This window comes from Dokdonella sp. GW821-FHT11D02 (assembly GCF_058808595.1).
The window spans coordinates 4,006,986-4,030,409 of the sequence record NZ_CM179520.1 but is presented as its reverse complement, the minus strand read 5'-3'; the positions used below and the strand labels follow the sequence as shown (position 1 = coordinate 4,030,409).

General features: G+C 66.6%; 17 protein-coding genes. 10 read left to right on the top strand and 7 right to left on the bottom strand.

Translation table 11 applies throughout. The features are described 5' to 3' along the window. Positions 1-4: 4 nt before the first annotated feature. Entirely contained in the window at positions 5-847 is an 843-nt protein-coding gene (locus AC3QL3_RS17200; RefSeq protein ID WP_492895309.1) for a kinase, read from the bottom strand. On the opposite strand from AC3QL3_RS17200, the gene pdxH reads away from it, so the two are divergent. Genes pdxH through AC3QL3_RS17180 form a run of 4 tightly spaced genes read left to right on the top strand, consistent with a single transcriptional unit; the run spans position 846 to position 3,781 of the window. Then, complete coding sequence (gene pdxH, locus AC3QL3_RS17195; RefSeq protein WP_492895308.1) at positions 846-1,457, top strand: pyridoxamine 5'-phosphate oxidase; 612 nt, start codon at positions 846-848, stop codon at positions 1,455-1,457. The genes AC3QL3_RS17200 and pdxH overlap by 2 nt on opposite strands. Beyond that, positions 1,430-1,912 (top strand): aminoglycoside 6'-N-acetyltransferase, encoded by a 483-nt coding sequence (aac(6'), locus tag AC3QL3_RS17190; protein WP_492895307.1) that lies wholly within the window; start codon positions 1,430-1,432, stop codon positions 1,910-1,912. The genes pdxH and aac(6') overlap by 28 nt, the downstream gene beginning before the upstream one ends. Before the next feature lie 6 nt (positions 1,913-1,918). Continuing rightward, positions 1,919-2,905, top strand: coding sequence for an NAD-dependent epimerase/dehydratase family protein (locus AC3QL3_RS17185; protein WP_492895306.1), 987 nt, complete (start codon positions 1,919-1,921; stop codon positions 2,903-2,905). A 39-nt stretch (positions 2,906-2,944) separates the two neighbouring features. Beyond that, positions 2,945-3,781, top strand: a complete 837-nt coding sequence (locus AC3QL3_RS17180) for a cobalamin-binding protein (protein WP_492895305.1) — start codon at positions 2,945-2,947, stop codon at positions 3,779-3,781. On the opposite strand, the gene AC3QL3_RS17175 is transcribed toward AC3QL3_RS17180, so the two are convergent. The 5 genes from AC3QL3_RS17175 to AC3QL3_RS17155 form a co-directional block, all read right to left on the bottom strand. Further along, complete coding sequence (locus AC3QL3_RS17175) at positions 3,753-4,400, bottom strand: VOC family protein (RefSeq protein ID WP_492895304.1); 648 nt, start codon at positions 4,398-4,400, stop codon at positions 3,753-3,755. The two genes, AC3QL3_RS17180 and AC3QL3_RS17175, sit on opposite strands and share 29 nt — an antisense overlap. A 128-nt stretch (positions 4,401-4,528) precedes the next feature. Further along, positions 4,529-5,107, bottom strand: a complete 579-nt coding sequence (locus AC3QL3_RS17170) for a YggT family protein (protein WP_492895303.1) — start codon at positions 5,105-5,107, stop codon at positions 4,529-4,531. Between the two features lie 11 nt (positions 5,108-5,118). After that, on the bottom strand, positions 5,119-5,970 hold the full coding sequence (proC, locus tag AC3QL3_RS17165) for a pyrroline-5-carboxylate reductase (RefSeq protein ID WP_492895302.1): 852 nt from the start codon (positions 5,968-5,970) through the stop codon (positions 5,119-5,121). A 92-nt stretch (positions 5,971-6,062) separates the two neighbouring features. Continuing rightward, positions 6,063-6,746 carry a YggS family pyridoxal phosphate-dependent enzyme gene (locus AC3QL3_RS17160; protein ID WP_492895301.1) on the bottom strand — a complete coding sequence of 228 codons (684 nt, stop codon included), beginning with the start codon at positions 6,744-6,746 and terminating at the stop codon, positions 6,063-6,065. Further along, entirely contained in the window at positions 6,743-8,206 is a 1,464-nt protein-coding gene (locus AC3QL3_RS17155; RefSeq protein WP_492895300.1) for a hypothetical protein, read from the bottom strand. The genes AC3QL3_RS17160 and AC3QL3_RS17155 overlap by 4 nt, the downstream gene beginning before the upstream one ends. Positions 8,207-8,400: 194 nt before the next feature. Here AC3QL3_RS17155 and AC3QL3_RS17150 point away from each other — a divergent pair, with 194 nt between their 5' ends. Continuing rightward, on the top strand, positions 8,401-9,438 hold the full coding sequence (locus AC3QL3_RS17150) for a type IV pilus twitching motility protein PilT (protein ID WP_492895299.1): 1,038 nt from the start codon (positions 8,401-8,403) through the stop codon (positions 9,436-9,438). Positions 9,439-9,568: 130 nt separating this feature from the next. Here AC3QL3_RS17150 and AC3QL3_RS17145 read toward each other — a convergent pair whose 3' ends face one another. After that, entirely contained in the window at positions 9,569-10,252 is a 684-nt protein-coding gene (locus AC3QL3_RS17145; protein ID WP_492895298.1) for a TetR family transcriptional regulator, read from the bottom strand. A gap of 99 nt (positions 10,253-10,351) precedes the next feature. Here AC3QL3_RS17145 and AC3QL3_RS17140 point away from each other — a divergent pair, with 99 nt between their 5' ends. From AC3QL3_RS17140 to AC3QL3_RS17120, 5 genes are all read left to right on the top strand, one after another. After that, positions 10,352-11,752 (top strand): lipase family protein, encoded by a 1,401-nt coding sequence (locus tag AC3QL3_RS17140; protein ID WP_492895297.1) that lies wholly within the window; start codon positions 10,352-10,354, stop codon positions 11,750-11,752. A gap of 262 nt (positions 11,753-12,014) precedes the next feature. Next, positions 12,015-14,435 (top strand): winged helix-turn-helix domain-containing protein, encoded by a 2,421-nt coding sequence (locus tag AC3QL3_RS17135; RefSeq protein ID WP_492895296.1) that lies wholly within the window; start codon positions 12,015-12,017, stop codon positions 14,433-14,435. A 151-nt stretch (positions 14,436-14,586) separates the two neighbouring features. After that, a complete protein-coding gene (locus AC3QL3_RS17130) occupies positions 14,587-17,886 on the top strand; it encodes a S8 family serine peptidase (RefSeq protein WP_492895295.1) in 3,300 nt (1,099 codons plus the stop codon). Positions 17,887-18,038: 152 nt separating this feature from the next. After that, a complete protein-coding gene (locus tag AC3QL3_RS17125; protein WP_492895294.1) occupies positions 18,039-19,229 on the top strand; it encodes an NAD(P)/FAD-dependent oxidoreductase in 1,191 nt (396 codons plus the stop codon). Positions 19,230-19,520: 291 nt separating this feature from the next. Then, complete coding sequence (locus AC3QL3_RS17120; protein ID WP_492895293.1) at positions 19,521-23,423, top strand: SdrD B-like domain-containing protein; 3,903 nt, start codon at positions 19,521-19,523, stop codon at positions 23,421-23,423. Position 23,424: the final 1 nt, after the last annotated feature.

Genomic DNA, 23,424 nt, shown 5'->3' with positions numbered 1-23,424 from the left:
CGGTTCAGCGCGCGACGATGCGCTGCACGCGGCGGCGGCGATCGAGCAGCAGACGCAGATCGGCGCGCGCGGGCAGTTCGCGCAACGCGACCCGGCTGAGCCGCTCGTAATGCAGCAGAAAACGCGTGAGCGCAGCGCGATCCATCGCCTGCGCAGCACCGCGCCGGCGCAGCGCACGTTCCTGCTCGTCGCGCCAGCGCGCGACGATCTCGAAGCTCGGCGCCTGCAGCAGGACCAAGGCATCGAGCGCGCGCCACAGCCGCGCATAGCCGCCGGCGAGTTCGTCGTTGACGTGCCGGCGCCAGCGCAGTTCGCGGTCCTCGTCGCGTTCGAGCGCGTTCAACGCGCGCCGCAACGAGGCCTCGCTTTGCGCCGGCACGCCGATGCACCAGCCTTCGAGCAGGATCAGGCGCGGCGCTTCGACCACGCGGCGCCAGCGCGATGGCGGCAGGCGTGTGTCGCGTCCCTTGTCGAAGCGCGGCAGGTGCGCCGGATGCTGCGCACTCGCGCGGCGCAGCGCGGCCAGCGTGCGCGTGAGCAGGTCGAGGTCGTGCGTGCCGGGCACGCCGCGCGTAGCGAACAGCGGATGGATCGCGCGCGCGAGCTGCCGGCGCGCACGCCGGCCGAGATAGAAATCGTCGAGCGAGAGCACCACGCAAGAGACGCCGCGTGCCGCGGCTGCTGTGGCGAGTTGGCGCGCGAAGGTGCTCTTGCCGCTGCCTTGCAGACCAGAGAGTCCGATCAGCTGCGGCGCGCGCCGTGCGTACCGGCGCGAGAGCAGGGCGTCGAGCGTCGCGGTCACGACGCGATCGGGGTAGCCGTTCGGCGTGCTAGCATTTTCGCGCATGAATCCTCCTGCCGCCGCTTCCGCCGCACTCTACCAAGAGGCGCTCGCTACCTTCCGCAACCTGCTCGCCGAGGCGACCGCCGCCGGCGATCCCGAGCCGACCGCAATGACCTTGGCGACGGCGCAGGGACTGCGTCTTTCCGCACGCGTGGTGTTGCTCAAGGGCGTCGACGAGCGCGGCTTCCGCTTCTTCACCAACTACGACAGCGACAAGAGCGTGCAGCTCGCCGCGCAACCGTCGGCCGCACTGTGCTTTCACTGGAAGACCCTGCGTGGCGGCGTGCAGGTGCGTGTCGAGGGCGAGGTCGGCAAGCTGTCGGCGGCGGAATCGGATGCTTATTTTGCCAGCCGCCCGCGCGGCAGCCAGATCGGGGCCTGGGCTTCGCAGCAGTCGCGCCCGTTGCGCGATCGCGCGGAGTTCGAGGCGCGTCTGGCCGAGGTCGAGCGCCGCTATGCCGGCGTGGCGGTGCCGCGACCGCCGCATTGGGGCGGTTTCGTGCTGGCGCCGCGGCGGATCGAATTCTGGTACGGCGCGGATTTCCGCCTGCACGAGCGCGTGCTGTACGAAGCCGGTGCGCAGGAATGGACCCAGCGGTTGTTGTATCCGTGACGCCGCGCACGACGATCCGTGCCGTGGACGCCGACAGCGCTGCCGCGCTGGCCGATCTGCGCGCGGCCTTGTGGCCGGAGGACGACGCGGCCGCACACCTGCGCGAAGTGCTCGAGGCGCTCGACGACCCCGATGCTGCGGTCGCCTTGCTCGCCTTCGACAGCGCCGACACGCCGATCGGTTTCGCCGAGGCGAGCCTGCGCCACGATTACGTCAACGGCACCGACAGCTCGCCGGTCGGATTTCTCGAAGGGCTGTACGTGGCGCCGGCCGCGCGCCGCGATGGCGTCGGTCGCGCCCTGGTCGCGGCGGTCGAACGTTGGGCGCGCCAGCAAGGCTGCACCGAACTGGCGTCGGACGCGTCACTCGACAACATCGACAGCCACGCCGCGCACGCCGCGTATGGCTTCGAGGAGACCGAGCGCGTGGTGTACTTTCGCAAGCCGTTGGAATAACCGCCCATGAGCATTCTCGTCACCGGCAGCGCCGGTCATCTCGGTGAGGCCCTGATGCGTTGCCTGCGCGCGCAGGGACGCGCGGCGTATGGCCTCGATCGCGTCGCTTCGCCCTACACCGATCACGTCGGTTCGATCGTCGATCGCGCCTTCGTCGAGCGCGCCATGCGAGGCGTGCAAGCGGTGCTGCATGCGGCCACTTTGCACAAGCCGCACGTCGCCACGCATACGCGGCAGGATTTCGTCGACACCAACATCAGCGGCAGCTTGAATCTGCTCGAAGCGGCTGCCGCGAACGGCGTCGGGGCATTCGTCTACACCAGCACCACCAGCACCTTCGGCGCTGCGCTGGTACCGCCGCCGGGTGCGCCGGCGGCGTGGATCACCGAAGAGGTGGCGCCGGTGGCGAAGAACATCTACGGCGCGACCAAGACCGCGGCCGAGGATCTGTGCCGCCTGTTCCAGCGCAAGCAGGGCCTGCCGTGTCTGGTGCTGCGCACCTCGCGCTTCTTTCCCGAACCCGACGACGATCCGCAGCGGCGCGATGTCTACGCCGATGCGAATCTGAAGGCGAACGAATTCCTCTATCGCCGCGTCGACGTGCAGGATCTGGTCGACGCGCACCTGCTCGCGATCGAGCGCGCTCCCGCGCTCGGCTTCGGCCGCTACATCCTGAGCGCGACCACGCCGTTCGAGCGGGAAGATCTGGCCGAACTGCGCGCCGACGCGCCGGCGGTGGTGCGTCGGCGCGTGCCGGATTACGAAGCGGTGTATGCGCAGCTCGGCTGGCGCATGCATGCCTCGATCGATCGCGTCTACGTCAACGCGCTGGCCCGCAGCGAGCTCGGTTGGAAGCCGCGCTACGACTTCGCGCACATCCTGGCCTCGCTGCGCGCGGGCGAGGATCCGCGCAGTCCGTTGGCGCGCTCGATCGGCACCAAGGGCTATCACGGCAGCGATTTCGCCGACGGTTTGTATCCGGTCGAAGGCTGAGCTCGCCGTTACCGTCGAGGCGAATGCGACAATCGCGACATGTCACTAGCCATCGGCCCACGCCGCATCGTCTGCCTGACCGAAGAGCCGACCGAAGTGCTGTACGCGCTCGGCGAGCAAGATCGCATCGTCGGCATCTCCGGCTTCACCGTGCGGCCGCCGCGCGCGCGCAAGGAGAAGCCCAAGGTGTCCGCATTCACCAGCGCGAAGATCGAGGCGATCCTCGCGCTGGAGCCGGACTTCGTGGTCGGGTTTTCCGATATCCAAGCCGATATCGCGCGCGAGCTGGTCAAGGCCGGGGTCGAGGTCTGGATCAGCAATCACCGCAGCGTCGCCGGCATCCTCGATTACATCCGCCGGCTCGGCGCGCTGGTTGGCGCGCACGTGCGCGCGGAAGCGCACGCACGACGCGCCGAAGAACATCTGGCGCAGGTGGAACGCGCCGCGGCGGCGTTGCCGCGGCGGCCGCGCGTGTACTTCGAGGAATGGGACGAGCCGCTGATCAGCGGCATCCGCTGGGTCGCCGAGCTGATTCGCATCGCCGGCGGCGACGACGTTTTTCCCGAACGCGCGCTGCAGCCGCTTGCGCGCGATCGCATCCTGGCCGACCCGGACGAAGTCGTGCGGCGTGCGCCCGATCTGATCCTCGGCTCCTGGTGCGGCAAGAAGTTCCGGCCCGACAAGGTCGCCGCGCGCGCGGGCTGGGCGGCGATCCCGGCGGTGCGCGACGGCGAGCTGCACGAGATCAAGTCGCCGATCATCCTGCAGCCGGGCCCAGCGGCATTGTTCGACGGGCTGGATGCGATCCACCGTCTCGTCGTCGACTGGGCCGGCCGCGGCGATCGCCTCAGTCGGCGGGACCTGCGAACAGGATGAGGTTGCCGTCGGGGTCGAGCACGATGAAGGTGCGCGCGCCCCACGGTTCGGTGCGCAGCGTTTGATGGAAGCGCGCGCCGCTGGCCTGGTAGTCGAGGAAGAGCCGTTTCAGATCGGCGGCGCGGTCGAGTGTGATGGTCGCCGACAGCAGGTCTTCGCGCGTGCGCACATCGCCGGCGAAGACCGCCTCGTGCACCAGGCGCAGCGCGAGCTTGGCGCGATCGCGGCCGACTTGCGCGTAGAACGGCGGCTCCCCGTAGACGAAATCGACGCTGAAGCCGAGTACGTCGACGAAGTAGTCGCACGCGACGCGCACGTCGGCGACGAACAATTGCGCGGCAATAGAGCTCAATATCGGGCGGGGCGTGTCGCGGTCGAGCGGAGTGGTCATGGCGTGGGCTCCTGAGGTGAGCGCCTGCCATCCCGGGAAACCTCGTTGCCTGGCGATGAGTTCCTGCGCATCGGCGAGTTGGAAGCGCGCGGCGAGGATCTGCTCGTCGTCGAGATCGCGGAAGCGCGGCAGCGCCGCACGGATCTCGGCGGCGACCGGGTAGTAACGGTCGCGGTGCCAGTGCAGGTACTGCTTGGCCTGCTTACGGAGGTTTTCGAGGTTGGGCATGGGCGCGGACGGCGTTGGTTTGCCGTAGGCGGGCATGGCCCTTTCGACCCGTGTCGATGCGCCCTACGCAGCGGCGAAATACTGCATCGGTGCGCGGCCCAGCGTCAAATCGCGCTATGGCGACGGTGTTACGCGCCCTGCGCGAGGTGCAGACCGAAATCCAGCACCGGCCCGACCAGCAGCACGCGTGCGAGCAGGATCACCAGCATCGCGACCATCGGCGACAGGTCGATGCCGGAGATCGCCGGCAGGCGTTTTCGAAGCGGCCGCAGCACCGGGTCGGCCAGCTGGTAGATCAGGGGCACCACCGGATTGGCGCGGTCGACGTTGACGAAGCTGAGCAGCACGCGCACCAGGATCAGGCCGAAGTACAGCATCAGCACGAAGTCGATCAGGTCGGCCAGCGCCACCAGCGGCAGCCCGGCCAGACCGAGACGCTGGCCGGCGAGCAGGTACAAGAGATACAGCTTGATCGCGCTCAGCAGCCAGGCCAGCAGCACGCCGGCGAGATCGAGATTGCGCCAGGCCGGGATCAGCTTGCGCATCGGCATCAACACCGGATTGGTGATCTTGTACAGGAACTGGCAGATCGGGTTGTAGAAGTTCGCGCGCACGATTTGCAGCAGCACGCGCAACACGATCAGCGAAATCAGAAGAACGAAGGCGAAATTGATCAGGATCTGTCCGGCGCTGGCGAAATAGCCCATCGTTGCCTTCCTCAGGATTGGTTCGCCGAAAGTTCGCGCCCGCGCACGACGGCCGCTTCGACCGCGCCGGCGACGAGTTCGCGCAGGCCGCCGCGAGCGAACGCATCGAGCGCGGCGGCGGTGGTGCCGCCCGGCGAGGTGACCCGTTCGCGCAGGGTCGCCGGCGCTTCGCCGCTTTCGATCAGCATGCGGCCGGCGCCGAGGCAGGTCTGCGCGGCCAGCGCACGCGCGGTGTCGCGCGGCAGGCCTTGCGCGACGGCGGCGTTCTCGAGCGCCTCGACCAGCAGGAAGAAATACGCCGGCCCTGAGCCCGAGAGAGCGGTCACCGCGTCCATCAGCTCTTCGCGCTCGATCCAGGCGGTGCGTCCGGCCGCGGCGAGAATCGCTTCGGCCTGCACGCGTCGTGCGGCATCGACCGCGGCATTGGCGAACAGTCCGCTCGCGCCGGCGCCGATCAGGGCCGGCGTGTTCGGCATGCTGCGTACGATCGGCAGATCGGCGCCGAGCCACTCGCGCAGTTGCGCGATGCGCACGCCGGCGGCGATCGAGAGGATCAGTGGGCGCGTGTTCGCGAGCCGCGGCGCGAGTCCCATGCAGACGTCTTTCAACACCTGCGGTTTGACCGCGAGAACCAACACCTCGGCGCCGTCCGCTGCCGCGTCGGCAGCGTCGTACACGGCGACGCCGAAGTCGCGCGCCAGCGCCTCGCGCAAGGCTGCGTTCGGCTCGGCCACGGCGATCGCGCTTGCGGCCGTACCGCCGCGCACCAGCGCGCCGATCAGGCTGCGCGCCATGTTGCCGCCGCCGATGAAGGCGATTCTGGGAGCGGGATTGGGGATGGGGGATTGGGGATGGGTCGGCATCGTTCCGCGCGGCCTTCAGCGTAGTCGGTAAGCATAGCAAGCCACCGCAACGCATCGGACGGCCGGCACTGCGAATCCCCAATTCCCAATCCCTAGTCCCGGCTTCTAGCCCCGAACAGGGCCGTCCCCACCCGCACCATCGTCGCGCCCTCGGCGATGGCGAGTTCGAAATCCTCGCTCATGCCCATCGACAAGGTGTCGACGTTGGCGTAGTCGGCGCGCAGCGCATCGAACAAAGCACGCATGCGGCGGAATGCGGCGCGGCGACGTTCGCTATCGGGCACGGGGGCGGGGATCGCCATCAGGCCGCGCAGGCGCAGCGATTCCTGCGCGACGACCGCTTGCGCGAGCGCGGCGACTTCCTCCGGCGCGCAGCCGGATTTGCTCGCCTCGTCGTCGATGTTGACTTGGATCAGCACGTTCAGCGGCGTCGCCGCGCCGCTGCGGTAGCGCGCCAGCGGCTCGATCAGCTTGGCGCGGTCGAGGCTCTGCAGCCAGTCGAAATGGCGCGCGGCTTCGCGTGCTTTGTTCGATTGCAGCGGGCCGATCAGATGCCATTCGAGCGCATCCGCCGCGAGACCGAGCGCGGCGAGTTCGCGCTGCTTGGCGATCGCTTCCTGCACGTAATTCTCGCCGAACGCGCGCTGGCCGAGCCGATGCAGCGATTCGATCGCGGCAGCGGACTGCGTCTTGGAAACGGCGAGCAGGCGCACGTTCGCGCCGGCGCGCGCAGCGGCGTCGATGCGCGCGAGCAGCGGCGGCAGCGGCGAGATCATGGCGGCGGAGCGGCGATCTTCTCGGTCCAGCGACGGCGTTTGATGAACGCGTCCGAGTACACGTTGAGGTGACCGCGCCGCAGCACGTCGATGATTGAGTAACGGACTTGCGGCGGCCAGTCGCAAATCTCGAAGCGGGTGGTTTCGCAAATGGTCGGCTGGTCCGGACCTTGCTGTCCGAGGGCGAGGATCTGCCGGCCCATCTGCAGTTCGTAGTAGCGCAGATGCGGCATTTCCTCGCGCACGCTGTGCATGAAGAACAAGGCCAGCCCGACCAGCACGGCAACGCCGGCGGCGAGGCCGGCGGTCGGCGGCACCTTCGACGAGGCCGGTGCATCCACGGCGCGCGCGCGGCCGACGAGATAGGCCCACATCAGCAGCAGCGCGATCATCTGCAACGCGTAGAACACCTGGTAGCGCGGCTGGCTCAGATAATCGAAGCCGTTCTCGGGCACGCGCGCCCAGACGATGCCGGCCAGCGTAGCGTAGAAGAACAGCATCAAGCCGGCGGCGAGGAAGGGCAGGCGCTGCTCGCGGTGCCTGGCGTAGTGGCGCCAGAACCAGACGTGGCCGGCGAGGATCAGAGCGGCGCACGGCAGCGCGATCGGCCACACCCATTCCGGTGCGATCGAGTAATACACGCGGCTGGTCGAGATCAGCGCATCGCCGGTCGGAATCACCAACAGTTTCCAGGCCTCGTCGAGGCGGCCGAACAGACGGCCGAGTTGGGCCACGGTATCGATCGAAGTCTGCCCGGGGATCGGCATCAGCACCGCATAGCCGATCTTGTACACGACCACGCCGGCGAGAATCGCCGCCAGATTGCGTGCGCCGGCCGCGTAACGGCGGTCGCCCAGAGCGGCGAAGGCGCTCAGCGCGCAACCGACTGCTGCGGCCAGTACGCCGGAGGTGTCGAGCAAGGTGCAGCAGATCAGAGTGGCGGCGAACAGCACGAGCGGCTGCGCGCGTTCGATCGCGCGCCGCAGCAGCAGGAAGTACAGCGCGATGGCGAACAGATAGACGAACACCAGGGTGACCAAGGACCAGGTGAACAGCTCGCGGTTGTTGAACGAGAAGATGCTCACCGCTAGGCCGACCAGGAGCAGCTCGCGCGTCGCCAACGTGTGCGGCTTGCCGCGCAGTTCGCGTGCGACCAAGGTGCCGAGCAGTCCGAAGAAAGCGAGGCCGAACACCGCGCCGGCCAGCGCCTCGAACATGAAGTCCATCTCGAACCAGGCCAGGTTGGCGTACAGCAGCAGCCGGTGTATCGGCTGCGCGTGGTCGAGCGTGGCGCGCTTGTTGAAGAAATCGGCCAGGCCGAGCTTGCCGTCGACGTAGTGGCGCACGAAGGTGTCGGTGAACCACCAGCCGTCGGCGAACACGGTCGGCACCGCCGCGCGCACGATGTAGGCCAGCGTGCACAGGACCACGGCGACGATGAACGCACGCGAGACCAGCACCAGCGCCGCCTGCGCCCGGGGGGATCGATCGAAACTCAGGGGCGGCATGCGGGCAAGGGGCACAGGTCCAGGGGCGAGTCGGCCAGTTTGCCATAGCCGGCCGCCGCTCCGAGCAGCGCTGCGCAGTTTGCCGGCGGACGGATTTCATATACTCCGGCGCGGCGGCAGGCGCCGCGACCTACCCGGGGGAATGCATGGATATCGCCGAGCTGCTCGCGTTTTCGGTCAAGAACAAGGCTTCGGACTTGCATCTGTCGGCGGGTCTGCCGCCGATGATCCGCGTCGACGGCGACGTACGCCGGATCAACATTCCGGCCCTGGATCACAAGCAGATCCACGGGCTGATCTACGACATCATGTCGGACAAGCAGCGGCGCGACTACGAGGAATTCCTCGAGGTCGACTTCTCCTTCGAGATCCCGAGCCTGGCGCGCTTCCGCGTCAACGCGTTCAACCAGAACCGCGGCTCCGCGGCGGTGTTCCGTACGATTCCGGCCGAAGTGCTGACGCTGGAAGACCTCGGCGCGCCGCGCATATTCAAGGAGCTGATCGCGCAGCCGCAGGGCCTGATCCTGGTCACCGGACCGACCGGCTCGGGCAAGTCGACCACGCTGGCGGCGATGGTCGACCACGTCAACAAGAACGAGTACGCGCACATCCTGTCGGTCGAAGACCCGATCGAATTCGTGCACACCTCGCAGAAATGCCTGATCAACCAGCGCGAAGTGCACCGCGACACGCACGGCTTCAACGAGGCGCTGCGCTCGGCGCTGCGCGAAGATCCCGACTACGTCCTGGTCGGCGAGTTGCGCGACCTCGAGACGATTCGCCTCGCCCTGACCGCGGCCGAAACCGGTCACCTCGTCTTTGCCACCCTGCACACCAGCTCGGCGGCGAAAACGATCGACCGCGTCATCGACGTGTTCCCGGCCGGCGAAAAGCCGATGGTGCGCTCGATGCTGTCGGAGAGCTTGCGTGCGGTGATTTCGCAGAGTCTTCTGAAGAAGGTCGGCGGCGGACGCATCGCGGCGCACGAGATCATGGTCGGCATCCCGGCGATCCGTAACCTGATTCGCGAGGACAAGGTGGCGCAGATGTATTCGTCGATTCAGACCGGCAGCCAGTACGGCATGCAGACCTTGGATCAGTGTTTGCAGGATCTGGTCAAGCGCGGCTTGGTGACGCGGCAGCAGGCGGTGCAGTACGCGAAGAACAAGGAAATCTTCAAGTAAGGACCGGTCTTCGTTCGCGAGGGACGGGAAATGTGCTGTCTTTGCTGAGAGGAATGCCGTCTCGGCATTGCTTTGCCTCGGCTCGCAGCAAGCATTTCCGTGCGTCGATACGTCACCCCCGTAATTGCCGCTATCCCACTCCTGTCTTCACGGTCTCCCGTCGCGTTCGCTTGCGCTGCTGCTCCTCTTCCATCCGCTGCAGCGCCAACGCGCCGAGAAACTGCGCATAGGCGAACGCGACGATCTGCTCGACGATCTCTCCGCGCCGCTGCGGCTGTTCGAGATAGTCGAGCGAAAGATGGAACATGCAATGCGTGATCGCCGCGGTGGCACGCAACATTCCCGCTTCCTGCAAGCCGGGCACGAGATCCATGCTGACGATTTGCTCGACGCTTTCGGCGGCGATGTGCGCTAGCACCTGCTGAATCACCCGCCGCATCGGCGTCGACGCGCTGTACAGCTCGCGCAGTCCGACCACGAACGGCTCGGGGTTCTCTTGCACGAAGTCGAGGAAGTATTCGGCCGCGCTGCGCGTGGCGTCGGCGTGGCGCACGGCGTTTTTCCGCACCTCCTTCATGCCGGCCATGATCTGCGCCGAGACTTCTTCTGCCACCGCCTGACCGAGTTCGTCGACGTGGCCGAAGTGGCGATAGAAGGTGTTGTGGTTGAGGCCTGCTTCGCGCGCCAGTTCGCGCAGGCCCAGCGCCGAGAGCGAGGTACCCCCCGCGGACAGGCGTAGTGCGGCTCGGATCAGCCGGCGTTTGCCGTCGGTGGCGCTGCGGCGGCTCTTTCGTTCGACTGCGTCTTCTTTCATCGCGCGCTCTCTTGACACTAGGTATACAGATGGATACGTTCGAGTACGTATCCGTATGGATACCCGAAGCGGTTCAATCCTGGCCAAGGAGATTGTGCGATGAAGACGAGCAGTCTCGTGAAGTGGGTTTGTGCGTTGTCGTTGATGCTGAGTTTTGCCGCAGCAGCTCCGCTGCGGGCGGAAACCGTGCTGCCGCCCGACCTCGATCCCTGGTACGCGCCGCCGGCCGGCTACGAGTCTCTGCCGAACGGTGGCTTCATCCGCGATCGTCAGATCAATGCGCAATTTCTCGCGCCGCTGTATTCGACCGAAGTGCTGAGCTGGCTCGGCACGCAGGCGGAAAAATTCCTGCCCTACATCACCGTGCTGCAGAACCTGAAGGTCGACGCGTATCAGGTTTTGTACAAATCGGTCGACAGCCACAACCAGCCCACGACGGGTGTCGCGACCATCTTGGTGCCGCAGGGACCGTGGCAGGGCAACGGCACGCGGCCGCTGATTTCTTATGGGGTGGAGGAGGATTCGTCCTACATCCGCTGCGCACCCTCGTATCACGCGCGCACCGGCCTGTTGAACGGACAGCTGCCGGCGTCGCAGTTCGCGGTGTCGCTCGGCTTGCCTTCGCTGGCCTTGGGCTATGCGGTGGTGTTTCCCGATTACGAAGGCCCGCAGTCGCAATGGATCGCAGGTCCCCAGGCCGGCCATTCGACCCTCGACGCGATCCGCGCGACGCTGAACTACGCCCCAGCGGGTCTCGGCCCGGGCACCCAAGTGGGCCTGATGGGCTACTCGGGCGGCGGCAGCTCGTCCGGATGGGCGGCGGTGTTGGCGTCCAGCTACGCCCCCGAACTCAACATCGTCGGCGCGACGATCGGCGCCGGCTCGAACAACGACGTCGAGCAGATGTACACGCACAACAACGGCACCATCACGGCGGGTTTGTTGGTTATGGCGATCAACGGACTCTCGCGCGCGTTTCCGGAATCGGGCATCTACGACTACCTCAATCCGCTCGGCCATCTGCTGCTCCAGAGCGCCGACACCTCGTGCACGATCGACGGCGTGATCCGCAACGCGTTCGCCGGTCGCCTGGAAAACTACACGGTCGCGCCGTGGGTGCCGGTGCAGTATTCCGCGCCGGGCCGTTACATCTTCCGCGCCAACAGCCTGGTCGGTCAGAGCCTGGTGCCGAGCATGCCGGTCCTGGTCTACAACGACACCTGGGACGAACTGGTGCCGCCGAAGGCGAGCAACGACATCGCCAAGCAGTGGTGTGCCGCGGGGGCGAACGTGCAGATCATGCGCACGGCGACGCCGACGCCGTTCGTCGCACTGGTGCACGTCGCCGGCTCGATCGAAGGCGTGCTGCCGGCGTACAACTATCTGACCAACCGCTTCAACGGCGTCACGCCGCGTAACGACTGCCCCAACAAGAATGTCTGGGGCAGCGACTTGGCCTTGCTGTTCAAGCAGCCGTACTACCCGTTCATCACGCAGTGACGGAAATGCGCGGCCGGGACGGATCCCGGCCCGCGCGTTCGTGTCGGCGCGCGGCGTCGGCGCAGAGATCGTGATCGAGAGCAGGCGGGACTTCGATACCGAAGTCCCGCCTGCTTGACACAGCGAGAGTGACGAGCGGCGCGCCGGCGCAAACGCGATCTTGCGCGCGCCGCCTGCTTTGGCCTGCCGTCATCGACGCAGGCACCGCTACAATCGTCGCGATAGGACGGCGCGACGGCACGCCGCGGTGTTTTCGAGTTCGATGATCCGGCGGCTCTACCATTTCGGCGACTGCAGTTTGGACGTCGCCGCGCGCGAACTGCGCCAGGCCGGAGCGCGCGTGCCGCTGGCGCCGGCGGTGTTCGATTGCATCGCCTATCTGCTCGAACATCGCGACCGCGCGGTCGGGCGCGACGAACTGGTCGCGGCAGTGTGGGGCAAGACCAGCGTCGCCGAGAACCTGGTCGGCAAGACCTTGGTCAAAGCGCGTCGCGCGGTCGGCGACGACGGTGCGCAGCAAGCGGTGATCCTCACCGTGCCGCGCTTCGGCTTCCACTGGATCGCGCCGGTGCGCAGCGAGGAAATCGCGACCGATGCGCTGCTCGAAACCGCGGCGGCCGCGCCGACTTCCGCGCCGACGCTCGAATCCGCGCCTCCAACCGAAGCAGAAGCGTCTGCGCCGCAGCCGCGCGTCGCGCAGCGCAAGCCTCGCCTCGTGATCGCTCTCAGCGCGGTGTTGGTGGCTTGCGTCGCGATCGGCGCAGGGTTGTACCTGGGATCGGCGCCGGCCGATCTCTCCAAACCGTCGATTCCGAACGAAGCCGCGCGCTTCGCCGTCATTCCGGTCGCGATTGACGGTCTCGCCGAAGACGGCTGGCTGCGACTTGGGCTGATGGATTTGATCGCGCAACGTCTGCGCGCCGGCGGTCTTGTCGTGGTGCCGAGCGACGTGGTCGTGCGCGTCGCCGGCACGGCCGCGCCGAACGAAGCCGCACGCGCGTTGCGCGAGTTGGCCGGTGCCGGTCCGCTGGTCGCGGCCTCGGCGCGGCGCAGCGGTGCGGACTGGATCGTCACCGTCGTCGTGCACGAAACCGACGGACGCGAGCACGAAGTCGAAGCGCGTGCGGGCGATGCGGTCGCGGTCGGTCGTGAAGTGGCCGATCGCCTGCTGCGCCAGCTCGGGCGTGCGGCGCCCGATGAAGGCGCGCTCGATCTGTCCGTGGCGGAAGCGTCGCAGCGCGTCGGCGCGGCCTTGCTGGCGAACGATTTCGACGGCGCGCGCCGCGCGATCGCCGCCGCGAGCGCGGCCGATCAGGCCACGCCGGAGTTGCAGCTGCGCGGGTCCGAGATCGACTACCGGCTCGGTTCCTCCGACGCCGCGCGCGAGCGGCTCGAACGCCTGCTGCCGACCTTGGCGGTCGAAGTCGCGCCGGCGCTGCGCGCGCGCGCCTTGACCGGACTCGGCGCGATCGCGCTGAAACAGAACCGCGCCGAGGTCGCGCTGCCGTCGCTGGATCAAGCCATCGCGTTGCTGGAAAGTCAGAACGAGCCGGAATCGCTCGGCCACGCGCTGACCGGGCGCGGCATCGCGCACGCGATGCGCGCCGAGTACGCCGAAGCCGGGCGCGACTTCGCGCGTGCGCGCATCGCCTTCGATCTGTCGGGCGATGCGCACGCGGCGGCGCGCGTGGACATCAACGAAGGCGCGGTCGCGACCATGCGCGACCGCCCGGCCGATGCGCTGCCCTTGTTCGAACGCGCCGCGCAGCGCTTCGAGCGGCTGGATGCGCCGACCGATCTGGTCAACACACTCGGTAACGAAATCGACGCGCGCCTCGCCCTGCTGCAACCGGCGGCGGCGCTTGGCGCCAGCGAACGCATGATGGCGCGGATGGAGCGCATCCGGAATCCGCTCGAGCGGCGCGTTTTCCTGGTCATTCGCGCGCGCTCGCTGGCTGCGGTCGGCCGCCTCGCCGAAGCGCGCGCGCTGCTCGCCGACCTGCTGCAGAACGCGAACCCCGAGCGCGAGCCGAGCGTGCTCGGCGAAGCACGCGCCTTGCAGGCCGGTATCGATCTCGCCGCCGGCGAGGCGGCGACGGCGGCGGCGCTGTCGCGTCAGGCGGTCGCGACGCTCGAGGGCGCCGAGTTCGCGCACACGCGCGCCGAGGCTTGGCGCGTACTGGTGCGCGCATCGTTGCGTCGCGGCGAATCCGCCGCGGCGGTGGAGGAAAGCACGCGCTTCGCCGACTGGGCCGCCGGCACGCAGCGCGCCGGCGTGCTCGCGCTGGCGCGGCTGGCGCAGGCGGATGTGCTGGTCGGCACCGACGGCGCTGCGGCCGAACCGGTCTTGGCCGAGGCGCGCCAGGCGGCCGAGCAGGCCGGCGTACCGAAGGAGATCGCTGCGGTCGCGATCACGACCGCGCAAGTGCTGATCGCCACCGGCGAATTGCCGCGCGCGGCCGAAGCGGCCGGCGAACTCGCGCGCTGGGCCGATCGCGACTTCGACTGCGCCGTGCTGCAAGTACGGCTGTATCACGCGCTCGGTCAGCGCGCGGCCTGGAGCGCGAGCTTGGCTCGCGCACGCGGCCTTGCCGGCGAGCGCCGCATCGCGCCCGAGCTGCTGCGCGAACCAGGCGCGAGCGCGCCGATCGGCCGCGCTGAGCCGGTCGCCTCGGCGCATTGAGGCCGCGGCATCGCAACGACATGCGGCGGGTATGGAACGGGTATGCCGCGGGAATGCCGCAGGCGCGCTGATCGCCGATGATCGCGCGGCGCACAGGCTTGCCGTCGGGGGGCGGCGCCGTGCGCGTTCGGTTTCCATTCGCGAGGTCATCATGCCGTTGCCGTTTTCCGCGCCGCTACGCCGGTTGCCGCTGGTCGTCGCCATCGCTCTCGCCGCCGTGCCGGCGGCCGCCTTCGCCGATCCGCTGACGCAGGGCCGAGCCGGCGACACCGCACGCGTGTTGCCGGCCGCGGCCGGCCGCGCGCAACCGTATCTGGTTCGGCTGGAGGCGCCGTCGCTGGCGGCGGCGGTGCGGGAGGGCAGGCTGCCCGGCATCGACGCCGGCAAACGGCTCGATCTGCATGCGGCGGCGGCGATCGACTACCTCGACGGCCTGCGCGTGGCGCAGCAGGCCTTTCTGCAGCAGGCCTCGGTCGCGCTCGGCCGCAGCCTGGCTTCGGTCGGTGCGCAGTTCGAGTTCCGTCACGCTTACAACGGCGTGGTCGTGCGCGTGACCGCGGCCGAAGCGAAGCGGCTGGCGACGCTGCCCGGCGTCGCTGCCGTGCTGCCGCCGCGCCGCGTGCCGGTCGCGACCGATCGCGGTCCGCAATTGATCGGCGCGCCCAATATCTGGAACGGCACGCTCGACGGCGTCGCCGACCGCGTCTTCGGCGACGGCTTCGACGGCCCCGCCGGCAATCGCGGCGAAGGCATCGTTGCCGGCATCGTCGATACCGGCCTCAACTTCGCCCATCCTTCCTTCGCCGCAAAGAGCGGCGACTACCAGCACGTGAACCCGCTCGGCGCCGGCCACTACCTCGGCCTGTGCGGTCCGTTGCCGAGCCCGGACTGGACCCCGCAGTGCAACGACAAGGTGATCGGCGCGTACGACTTCGTCAGCGAATTCATGCCCGACATCCTCGCCGACGATCCGGCCGCGACCAACGGTCCCGGCCCGGTCGACGAGAACGGCCACGGCTCGCACACCGCCTCGACCGTGGCCGGCAATCGAGTCATCGCGCAGGTGCCGGGCGGACCCACCTTGCCGATCAGCGGCGTCGCGCCGCATGCGAACCTGATCGTCTACAACGCCTGCTACACCACCGGCGACGGCCGCGGCAATTGTCTCTATCCGTCCTTGGTCGCGGCAGTCGACCAAGCCGTCGCCGACGGCATCGTCGACGTGCTGAACTACTCGATCGCCGGCGGTAACGAGCCGTGGACCGAGGAGCCGTCGCAGGCTTTCCTCGACGCGGTCGACGCCGACATCTTCGTCGCCGCCTCGGCCGGCAACAGCGGCCCGTCGGCCGGATCGAGCGGCCACGCCGAGCCGTGGGTGACCACCATCGCGGCCAGCACGCACGGCCGCGGCGCGTTCGTGAACATGCTGCGCGTGACCGGACCTGCGCCGGTGCCGCCCGAACTCGGCGCACTGCCGATGACGATTCCGACGTCGGCGGTGCCGCTGAGCGCGCCGATCGCCGGTGCGCTCGCCTACAACGCGGCCGATCCCTTGCAGTGTGCGCCGGCGCCGGCAGGCAGCTACGCCGACCGCGTCGTGCTGATCCGCCGCGGCACCTGCACCTTCGCCGCGAAAGTGCTGAACGCTCAAGCCGGCGGCGCCGCGGCGGTGGTGCTGTACAACAACGCCGCCGGCGACATCAATCCGGGCGTGGACGGCTCGACCATACCGGTCGCAGTACTGACGCAGGTACAGGGCGAAGCGGTGGCGGCGTTCTACGCCACCGGCAACAGCGCCGAGGTGCGCCTCGACTATCCATCGGAAGCGACGGTCGAACAGCCCGACCAGATCGCGCGCTTCAGCTCGCGTGGTCCGGTTTCGCTGCCCCTGCTCAAGCCCGACATCGCCGCGCCGGGTTCGAACATCCTCGCCGCGTTCGCCGGCGATGCGAATTCGTTCGGCGTGCTCAGCGGCACCTCGATGGCCTCGCCGCACATCGCCGGCGCAGCGGCTTTGATCCGCAAGGCGCATCCGGAGTGGACGCCGGCCGAGGTGAAGTCGGCGCTGATGCTGACCAGCAAGAACGAGGGCATCGTGGCGCAGCCCAACGGCACGCCGGCGACCGCGTTCGAGATGGGCGCCGGTCGCGTGCGTGCTGACGTCGCGATCCGCAGCGAGCTGCTCATGAACGAGACCAGCTACCGTTACTTGCGTGCCGATCCCGCCCGCGGCGGCGACCCGGCCAGCCTCAACGTGCCCAGCCTCGGCAGCGATTCCTGCGTCGGCAACTGCAGCTTCGTACGCAGCTTCCGCAACGTCGGCCAGGCGACGCGCAGCTGGGCCGTCAGCATCGCCGGCATCGCCGGCACGGCCACGCCGAGCACGCTGACGTTGGCGCCCGGCGCCAGCGGCGATGTCGAGTTCGCGCTCGACGTTGGCGGTCGCGACCAGGGCGGCTATGTGCAAGGTGAGGTCACCTTGACGCCCGACAGCGGCCAGACGCTGCATTTGCCGGCGGCGGTCTTCGTCGATCCGTTCAAGCTCGAACTGACGCCGGCGCGCTTCGACGTCGAGGTTGCGGCCGGCGGCAGCGCGAGCGCGAGCTTCAACGTGCGCAATCTCGGCAATGCCGGCTTGGACTGGAACCTGCTCGCGGGCGTCAACTCGGTGCCGGTGGTGAACCAGGTGGCCGACACGCGCGACGGTTTGGTCAGCTCGCTCTACAGCGACGCCAACAGCGGCGCCTTCGTCGGCGACGACATCGTGCTCGACCAGCCGACCGCATTCCGCAAGCTGTCGGTGCCGGGCTTCTTGTTCGCCAACTTCGGCGACACCGTCGACATGTACGCGAGCAGCATCACCTGGTCGATCTACGCCGATGCCGGCGGCAAGCCCTCGGGTCATCCGGGCGACGGCACGACACCGTTGTGGACCTTGAACCTGCCGGTCGACGCGCCCGGCGTGGATCTGTCCTTGAACGCGCTCGACGTCGATCTCGCCACGGCCGGCGCCGCGCTCGATCTCGCCGCCGGCAAGTACTGGTTGGTCGCCTATCCGGTGTTCGACTCGCACACCGTCAACGGCGTCGGCGTGATGTGGTTCCGCTTCCTGATGGGCGTGCAAGCGAACGGCATGGGCCAGGCCTTCAACAACGATCCCGAGTTCGGCGGCGATCCGGGCAGCGCGGCGTGGGAAGGCATCAGCACGAGCTGGGACGGCCACTTCGACGCGGCCATGATCGGCACCGCCGACCGCCAATGCACGCCGAGCTGGGCGACGCCGGCGGCGACGTCCGGCGCGGTCGGCGCCGGTGCCACGCAAACGGTCGATCTCGCGATCGATGCCAGCGGTTTGGCGCCGGGCGAACACCTGGGGCAGCTTTGCGTGGCGAGCAACGATCCGGCCAAGCCGATGACGCTGATTCCGATCCGCCTCAACGTCACGCCGTAACAGTCACTCCGATAAGAGCAGAAAATCGCTCTACTCGTCATTCCCATCTCCCTTGGGAATGACGAGTTTTTGTTTTCGCGTTCGCCGCCGGTCTGAACGTCGACGCAACCGCAGCGCTTGTATCCTTTGCTTTCCGATGCGGAGAGACGGCGATGCAATACGACTACGACTATCTGATCGTCGGCGCCGGCATGGCCGCCGACGCCGCGGCGAAGGCGATCCGCGAAACGGATGCTTCGGCGCGCATCGGTCTCGTCGGTGACGAGGCGCACGCGCCGTACGAGCGGCCGCCGTTGTCGAAGGCGCTGTGGAAAGACGACAAGCCGATCGAGTCGATCGACCTCGGCACCGCCAAGAGCGGTGCGACTTTGCACCTGGGGCGCCGCATCGTCGCGCTCGATCGCGCCGCGCATCACGCCGACGACGACCAAGGCGACCGCTACCGCTATCGCCGACTGTTGCTCGCCACCGGCGCGACGCCGCGGCGTCTGCCGATCGAGAGCGAGCGGGTGATCCACTTTCGCACGCTCGAGGACTACGTTGCGTTGAGGCGCTACGCGATGCCGGGCGCACGCATCGCCGTGGTCGGCGGCGGCTTCATCGGCAGCGAACTCGCCGCCTCGCTGACGACCAAGGGTTGTCAAGTGACGATGCTGTTCCCCGGCGAAGGCATCGGCGCCGGCCGCTATCCGGCGGGCCTGACCGACTTTCTCGACGGCTACTACCGCGAACGCGGTGTGAGCTTGCGCCCCGGTGTGCGCGTCAGCGGTGGCCGCGACAGCGGCGACGGCGTCGAACTAATACTCGCGGACGGCACCAGCGAGCGTTACGACGCAGTCGTCGCCGGCCTCGGCGTAACCCCCAACACCGAACTCGCGGCGGCGGCGGGACTCGCGCTCGACAACGGCATCGTGGTCGACGCCAAGCTGCGCAGCAGCGATCCGGATATTTTCGCCGCCGGCGACGTCGCCAATTTTCCGTGCGCACCGCTCGGCATGCGCCTGCGCGTCGAGCACGAGAACGCGGCGATCGGCATGGGCCACCACGCCGGCCGCGTGATGGCCGGCGCCGACGATGACTACACGACCTTGCCGTTCTTCTACTCCGACTTGTTCGATCTCGGCTACGAAGCGGTCGGCCTGCTCGACGATCGGCTCGACGTGGTCGAGCAATGGACCCAGCCGTATCGCGAAGGCGTGGTCTATTACCTCGACGACGGCCGCGTGCGTGGCGTCTTGCTGTGGAACGTCTGGGGCCAGGTCGATCCGGCGCGCGATTTGATCGCCGATACGCGGCGGCACGATGCCGATAGTGTGCGCGGGCGGTTGCCGCGGATGGCGTGATTCGATAGCAGAGTGGCGCAGGAGTATCGCGGTTGTTGGGGATTTCTTTGTTTGCTTGCTGACGGGCGGATACTTAGATCTGCTACGACAGCGCGCCCACCAATAGCGAGGTTGGAGGGCCACTGGCTGCGCTGCAATCGAGGACGCCGTAAAGTCGAGGGCTATCACGTACTTGCCGATGTACGTCGCGCTTCGTTGCGGCTTCACATTTTCGTGTCATCGACGGTATGCTAAGTTCAGGCCGAAGGAATCGCTTGCAGGCTGCGAGCAGTTTCAGTGTCGGGGGACACTATGGACGTTCGATGGGGCGTTGGGATTTCGCCGGGCGCGTCGCGTTCGGCGAGGTGGGGACTGGTCGCAAACTTTCTCAGTGCACTGCTTTTCGCCTGGGCAGGATGGCTTGCCTTTCCGTCGCCGCTCGCGGCACAGTCGATCTGTGCCGAGGTCAAAATCCAGATCAACCAACGCGTCAGCTTCGAGCGCCAGGCGTTCGACGCGATGCTGCGCATTCGAAACGGCTTGGAAGGCGTTCAGGTCGAGAGCATCGACGTCAATCTGACTTTTAAAGATCTCGACGGCGGCCAGGCAGCCTCCCAATTCTTCAGTCGGCTCGACACGACAACCGGTATCAGCGGTTCGGTTGAAGACGCCAGCGGAGTCGTCGCCGCCGCCAGCACGGGTGAGGCGCATTGGCTGATCATTCCGACGGCGGGTGCGGGCGGAACCTCTGGTAAGAACTATCAAATCGGCGCCACCGTTACTTATCGCATGACCGGTGACGCTGCCGATCGCACGGTGGAAGTGATACCGGAGATCATAACGGTACGTCCGCAGCCGCTGCTCGCACTCGACTATTTCCTGCCTGGGTACGTCTACGCCGACGATCCGTTGACGCCGGAGACGGAGCCGACGGTTCCATTCACGCTCGGCGTGCGTATCAGCAACGTGGGCTATGGCGCGGCTCAACATACGACCATCGAGTCGGCGCAGCCGGAGATCGTGCAGAACAATCAAGGGTTGCTGATCGATTTCCTGATCGTCGGCAGCTACGTCGACGATCAGCCGGCACAGCCAAGTCTGATGATCGACTTCGGCGACATCGCCCCGGGGCAGTCGCGCATGGGGCGCTGGCTGATGACGACCACGTTGTCGGGGGAGTTCTTCAAGTTCGAAGCGGAGTACACGCACGCGGATGAACTTGGCGGTGAACTGACGTCATTGCTCGGTCCGGTGACGCCGCACTTGTTGACGCACGATGTGCTGGTGGTGCGACCTGGCCGCGACAACGTGCGCGACTTTCTTGCTCAAGCCATCGGTGCTTCGGATACCGACACCTATCGGGTCTACGAGTCGGACGGTGCAGTTTCGGAAGTCTTGCAGCAGTTCGCGCCGGCATTCTCCGGCACGGCCCTTTCCTTTCCCGCGCAATCAGGATCGCCCTTGTACGCGCGGGCGCAAATTAACTTCGACGGCCAGGAGCGCTCAATCAGCGCAGTTCGAACCGACACCGGACAATCGGTCCCTGCCGCGAACATCTGGTTTTCCAAGCGTCGTAACGCCGGCGGCGATAGCTGGATTTACTTCCTCAACTTGTTCGAAAGCGATCCGTCCTGCAACGGCGGCAGTTGCACTTACGAACTGAACTACGACGGAACTCCGACCGAAGCCTCGCTGGCCGGCAATGTCTACGAAGACCTCGATGCCGATGGCATACAGGACGCAGGTGAGCAGGGGTTGAGCGGAGTGCTTGTCACCTTGCAGGGCAGCGATTTCTCACGCGACGTAACAACTGGATCGGGCGGTGCGTTCCAGTTCGCCGATCTTCCGGCCGGTACCTATGCGCTGACGGTCGGCGCAGTTGCGGACCATTACGACGGAGTTGCGACGATCGGTTCGGCCGGTGGCTCGGCCATCGGCGACACGATCAGCGGCATCGTTCTCGCTGCGGGAGCTGAAGCAGTCGGCTACAGCTTCGCGAAGCCGCCGATTCTGGTGCAGACCACGGCAGACCTTAAGATCGAGGACTGGGCGGCGAGTACGACTTCGCCGCGAATGGATGAGGCGTTCACGCTGACCTTACGGGTGAGCAATGCAGGGCCTGACGTCACAGATGCGGAGGCTGGAATTACCCTGCCGCCGACGCTTGAAGTGTTGTCTGCTACGCCTTCGGTTGGAACCTTCAATGCTGCCACCGGACGCTGGACGATAGGCTCTCTCGATCCGATGACGAATGATCGGATCAAGCTGACTTTGCAAGTGCGAGCTACCGTTGAAGGAGCGGCTGTGCTATCCGCCTTGGTATCGCCGGTAGACGCATCCGTATTGGATCCGAATACGATCAATAACCTCGCATCGCTGGCCGTACAAGTGAGACGGCCGCCTGAGGTTACGGTGACACCATCGTTCGCACGCGAGTCGCGCATGCTGGTGTTCTTCGGATGCGGAGCTGACGGAGTCGCCGATTCCGCATGCCTTCTGCGAAGGAACGCATTCGATACGTATTTGACGAATCGTTCGGTCGAACATTTGATCACGCAAAGCGCGGCGGACTTCCGCGACGAATTGCGCAGCGGACACTGGAACGGGTATTGGGTTCACGACGACTTCGGCGAAATCGACTCCCTGGCGGACGAAATCGGGATGGGCGTTCTGCGCGGAGATTCTTTGATCGTCGATGGCCTCCGTCGCTCCGAGTTTGCGGCGCTCGACAGTTGGATCGGCATTTCTCGCGACGGATCGGTTCGAAGTCAGGGCGAGCCTGAAGAGATTCGCTTCGTTCCGAACGATTTGCTGGATTTCGAAGGCCTCACGGTAGTTGGAGGTCTAGGCTATCAATTAACGACGGGAACTTTGATTGCGAAGTACCGCGGCGGTGCGCCGGCCATCGTGCTCGGCCCGCAGGGGCAAGGGCGGGCCTTGCTGTTCGCTTACGACTTGGCGGCGTCGCTGACGGAGAACAGCGCCTACGTTCCCTGGTACGAGCAGATCGCGGCGGCGACGCTCCCGCCCATTCCAGAGCGCTACTCAGCCGACGCCTATGCACCGGTGAATCTACAACTCGAGAATGTCGGTGGTCCAGTCGAGATCGACGAGACGCTTTCATTGCCCAATGGAGCACACCTGCTAACAGCGATACCGACGCCGACGAGCGCGTCTGCGCTCTCGGCCACCTGGCGCAAGAGCCTCGCCGTTTCGGCAACTTTCGACGCCAGAGTGGGGTTGCGCACCCCTTCCGATATCGGCCTATCGTCGCTGGTCGTGGATGTGGCGGAAGTCGGAGCCTCGGCCGAAGCTTTGGCGCATGCCAAGTTGCCGTTGCAGGTGGTGTTGACCGGCAAACGACTTTCGATAGTTCAAAACCTGGTTTCTTCACTTATCGTTCCCGCCGGCCCTGACGAGACCAATTTGAACAAGGCTTTGAAGAGCCTCAATAACGCCGACAGTGCGCGAGCAAACGGCCAATTGAACGATGCGCTCGGTTATTTAATCGGGGCGAACAGCTCGCTGAGTCAGATCAGTATTGATACCAGCGAAGCGCGAACCGAGCTGGCCTGGCTGCTGCAGGCGTTCGAGCGCGAATGGTATCTGGCTCTATCGGCTTGCACGGCAGCGAACGCGCCGCCGAATCTTGATTTAGGTCTGAGTTTTTCGCCCTTCTACAGCAATGAAGGCTTGCGGATGCGCGAAATTACCCCGGGAGGACTCGACTGGAGGCTCGGCGCTGATACGAAAACGGACGGGGCTTATGCCGCCATCGTACAGAATCTGACGGACGATCGAACTTATCAATGGTTCTTGTCCTACGACAGTGTCGGAAATAGAACGTTCTCGTTGCGAGACGGCGCGACGTTGATCAATTCGGTGGCGTACAACGGTGAAGCGGACAAACTTTTGTTTAAGGGTAACGGTCTTCGGTTATCGATTGGTGCGCTGGCCGGCTCGAACGAAACCAGCATCACCGTAGGCACGACGAGTGTGGAGAACGCGCTCTTCTCGGATCTGATCAGTGCGAGTGCGACTGCCACGGCGGCAAATGCGTCGCTGTACTACTACGGAAACCAATTTAAGGACGGTTTCCAAGCGAGCGGCACGGTTAAGATACGGCGCCCGCGATCGAGCGCTACTAACCAGACGCCGCGATTGAGCTTCGCAATTCAAGTCGGCTATCTGGGCTGCAAGAACCTGGAGCGTTAAT

Excerpts from the sequence above, each read along its gene's own strand:
- pdxH (WP_492895308.1), top strand. The coding sequence starts at position 846 with ATGAATCCTCCTGCCGCCGCTTCCGCCGCACTCTACCAAGAGGCGCTC.
- AC3QL3_RS17200 (WP_492895309.1), bottom strand. The coding sequence starts at position 847 with ATGCGCGAAAATGCTAGCACGCCGAACGGCTACCCCGATCGCGTCGTG.
- AC3QL3_RS17185 (WP_492895306.1), top strand. The coding sequence starts at position 1,919 with ATGAGCATTCTCGTCACCGGCAGCGCCGGTCATCTCGGTGAGGCCCTG.
- AC3QL3_RS17180 (WP_492895305.1), top strand. The coding sequence starts at position 2,945 with ATGTCACTAGCCATCGGCCCACGCCGCATCGTCTGCCTGACCGAAGAG.
- AC3QL3_RS17175 (WP_492895304.1), bottom strand. The coding sequence starts at position 4,400 with ATGCCCAACCTCGAAAACCTCCGTAAGCAGGCCAAGCAGTACCTGCAC.
- AC3QL3_RS17170 (WP_492895303.1), bottom strand. The coding sequence starts at position 5,107 with ATGGGCTATTTCGCCAGCGCCGGACAGATCCTGATCAATTTCGCCTTC.
- proC (WP_492895302.1), bottom strand. The coding sequence starts at position 5,970 with ATGCCGACCCATCCCCAATCCCCCATCCCCAATCCCGCTCCCAGAATC.
- AC3QL3_RS17160 (WP_492895301.1), bottom strand. The coding sequence starts at position 6,746 with ATGATCTCGCCGCTGCCGCCGCTGCTCGCGCGCATCGACGCCGCTGCG.
- AC3QL3_RS17150 (WP_492895299.1), top strand. The coding sequence starts at position 8,401 with ATGGATATCGCCGAGCTGCTCGCGTTTTCGGTCAAGAACAAGGCTTCG.
- AC3QL3_RS17145 (WP_492895298.1), bottom strand. The coding sequence starts at position 10,252 with ATGAAAGAAGACGCAGTCGAACGAAAGAGCCGCCGCAGCGCCACCGAC.
- AC3QL3_RS17140 (WP_492895297.1), top strand. The coding sequence starts at position 10,352 with ATGAAGACGAGCAGTCTCGTGAAGTGGGTTTGTGCGTTGTCGTTGATG.
- AC3QL3_RS17135 (WP_492895296.1), top strand. The coding sequence starts at position 12,015 with ATGATCCGGCGGCTCTACCATTTCGGCGACTGCAGTTTGGACGTCGCC.
- AC3QL3_RS17130 (WP_492895295.1), top strand. The coding sequence starts at position 14,587 with ATGCCGTTGCCGTTTTCCGCGCCGCTACGCCGGTTGCCGCTGGTCGTC.
- AC3QL3_RS17125 (WP_492895294.1), top strand. The coding sequence starts at position 18,039 with ATGCAATACGACTACGACTATCTGATCGTCGGCGCCGGCATGGCCGCC.
- AC3QL3_RS17120 (WP_492895293.1), top strand. The coding sequence starts at position 19,521 with ATGGACGTTCGATGGGGCGTTGGGATTTCGCCGGGCGCGTCGCGTTCG.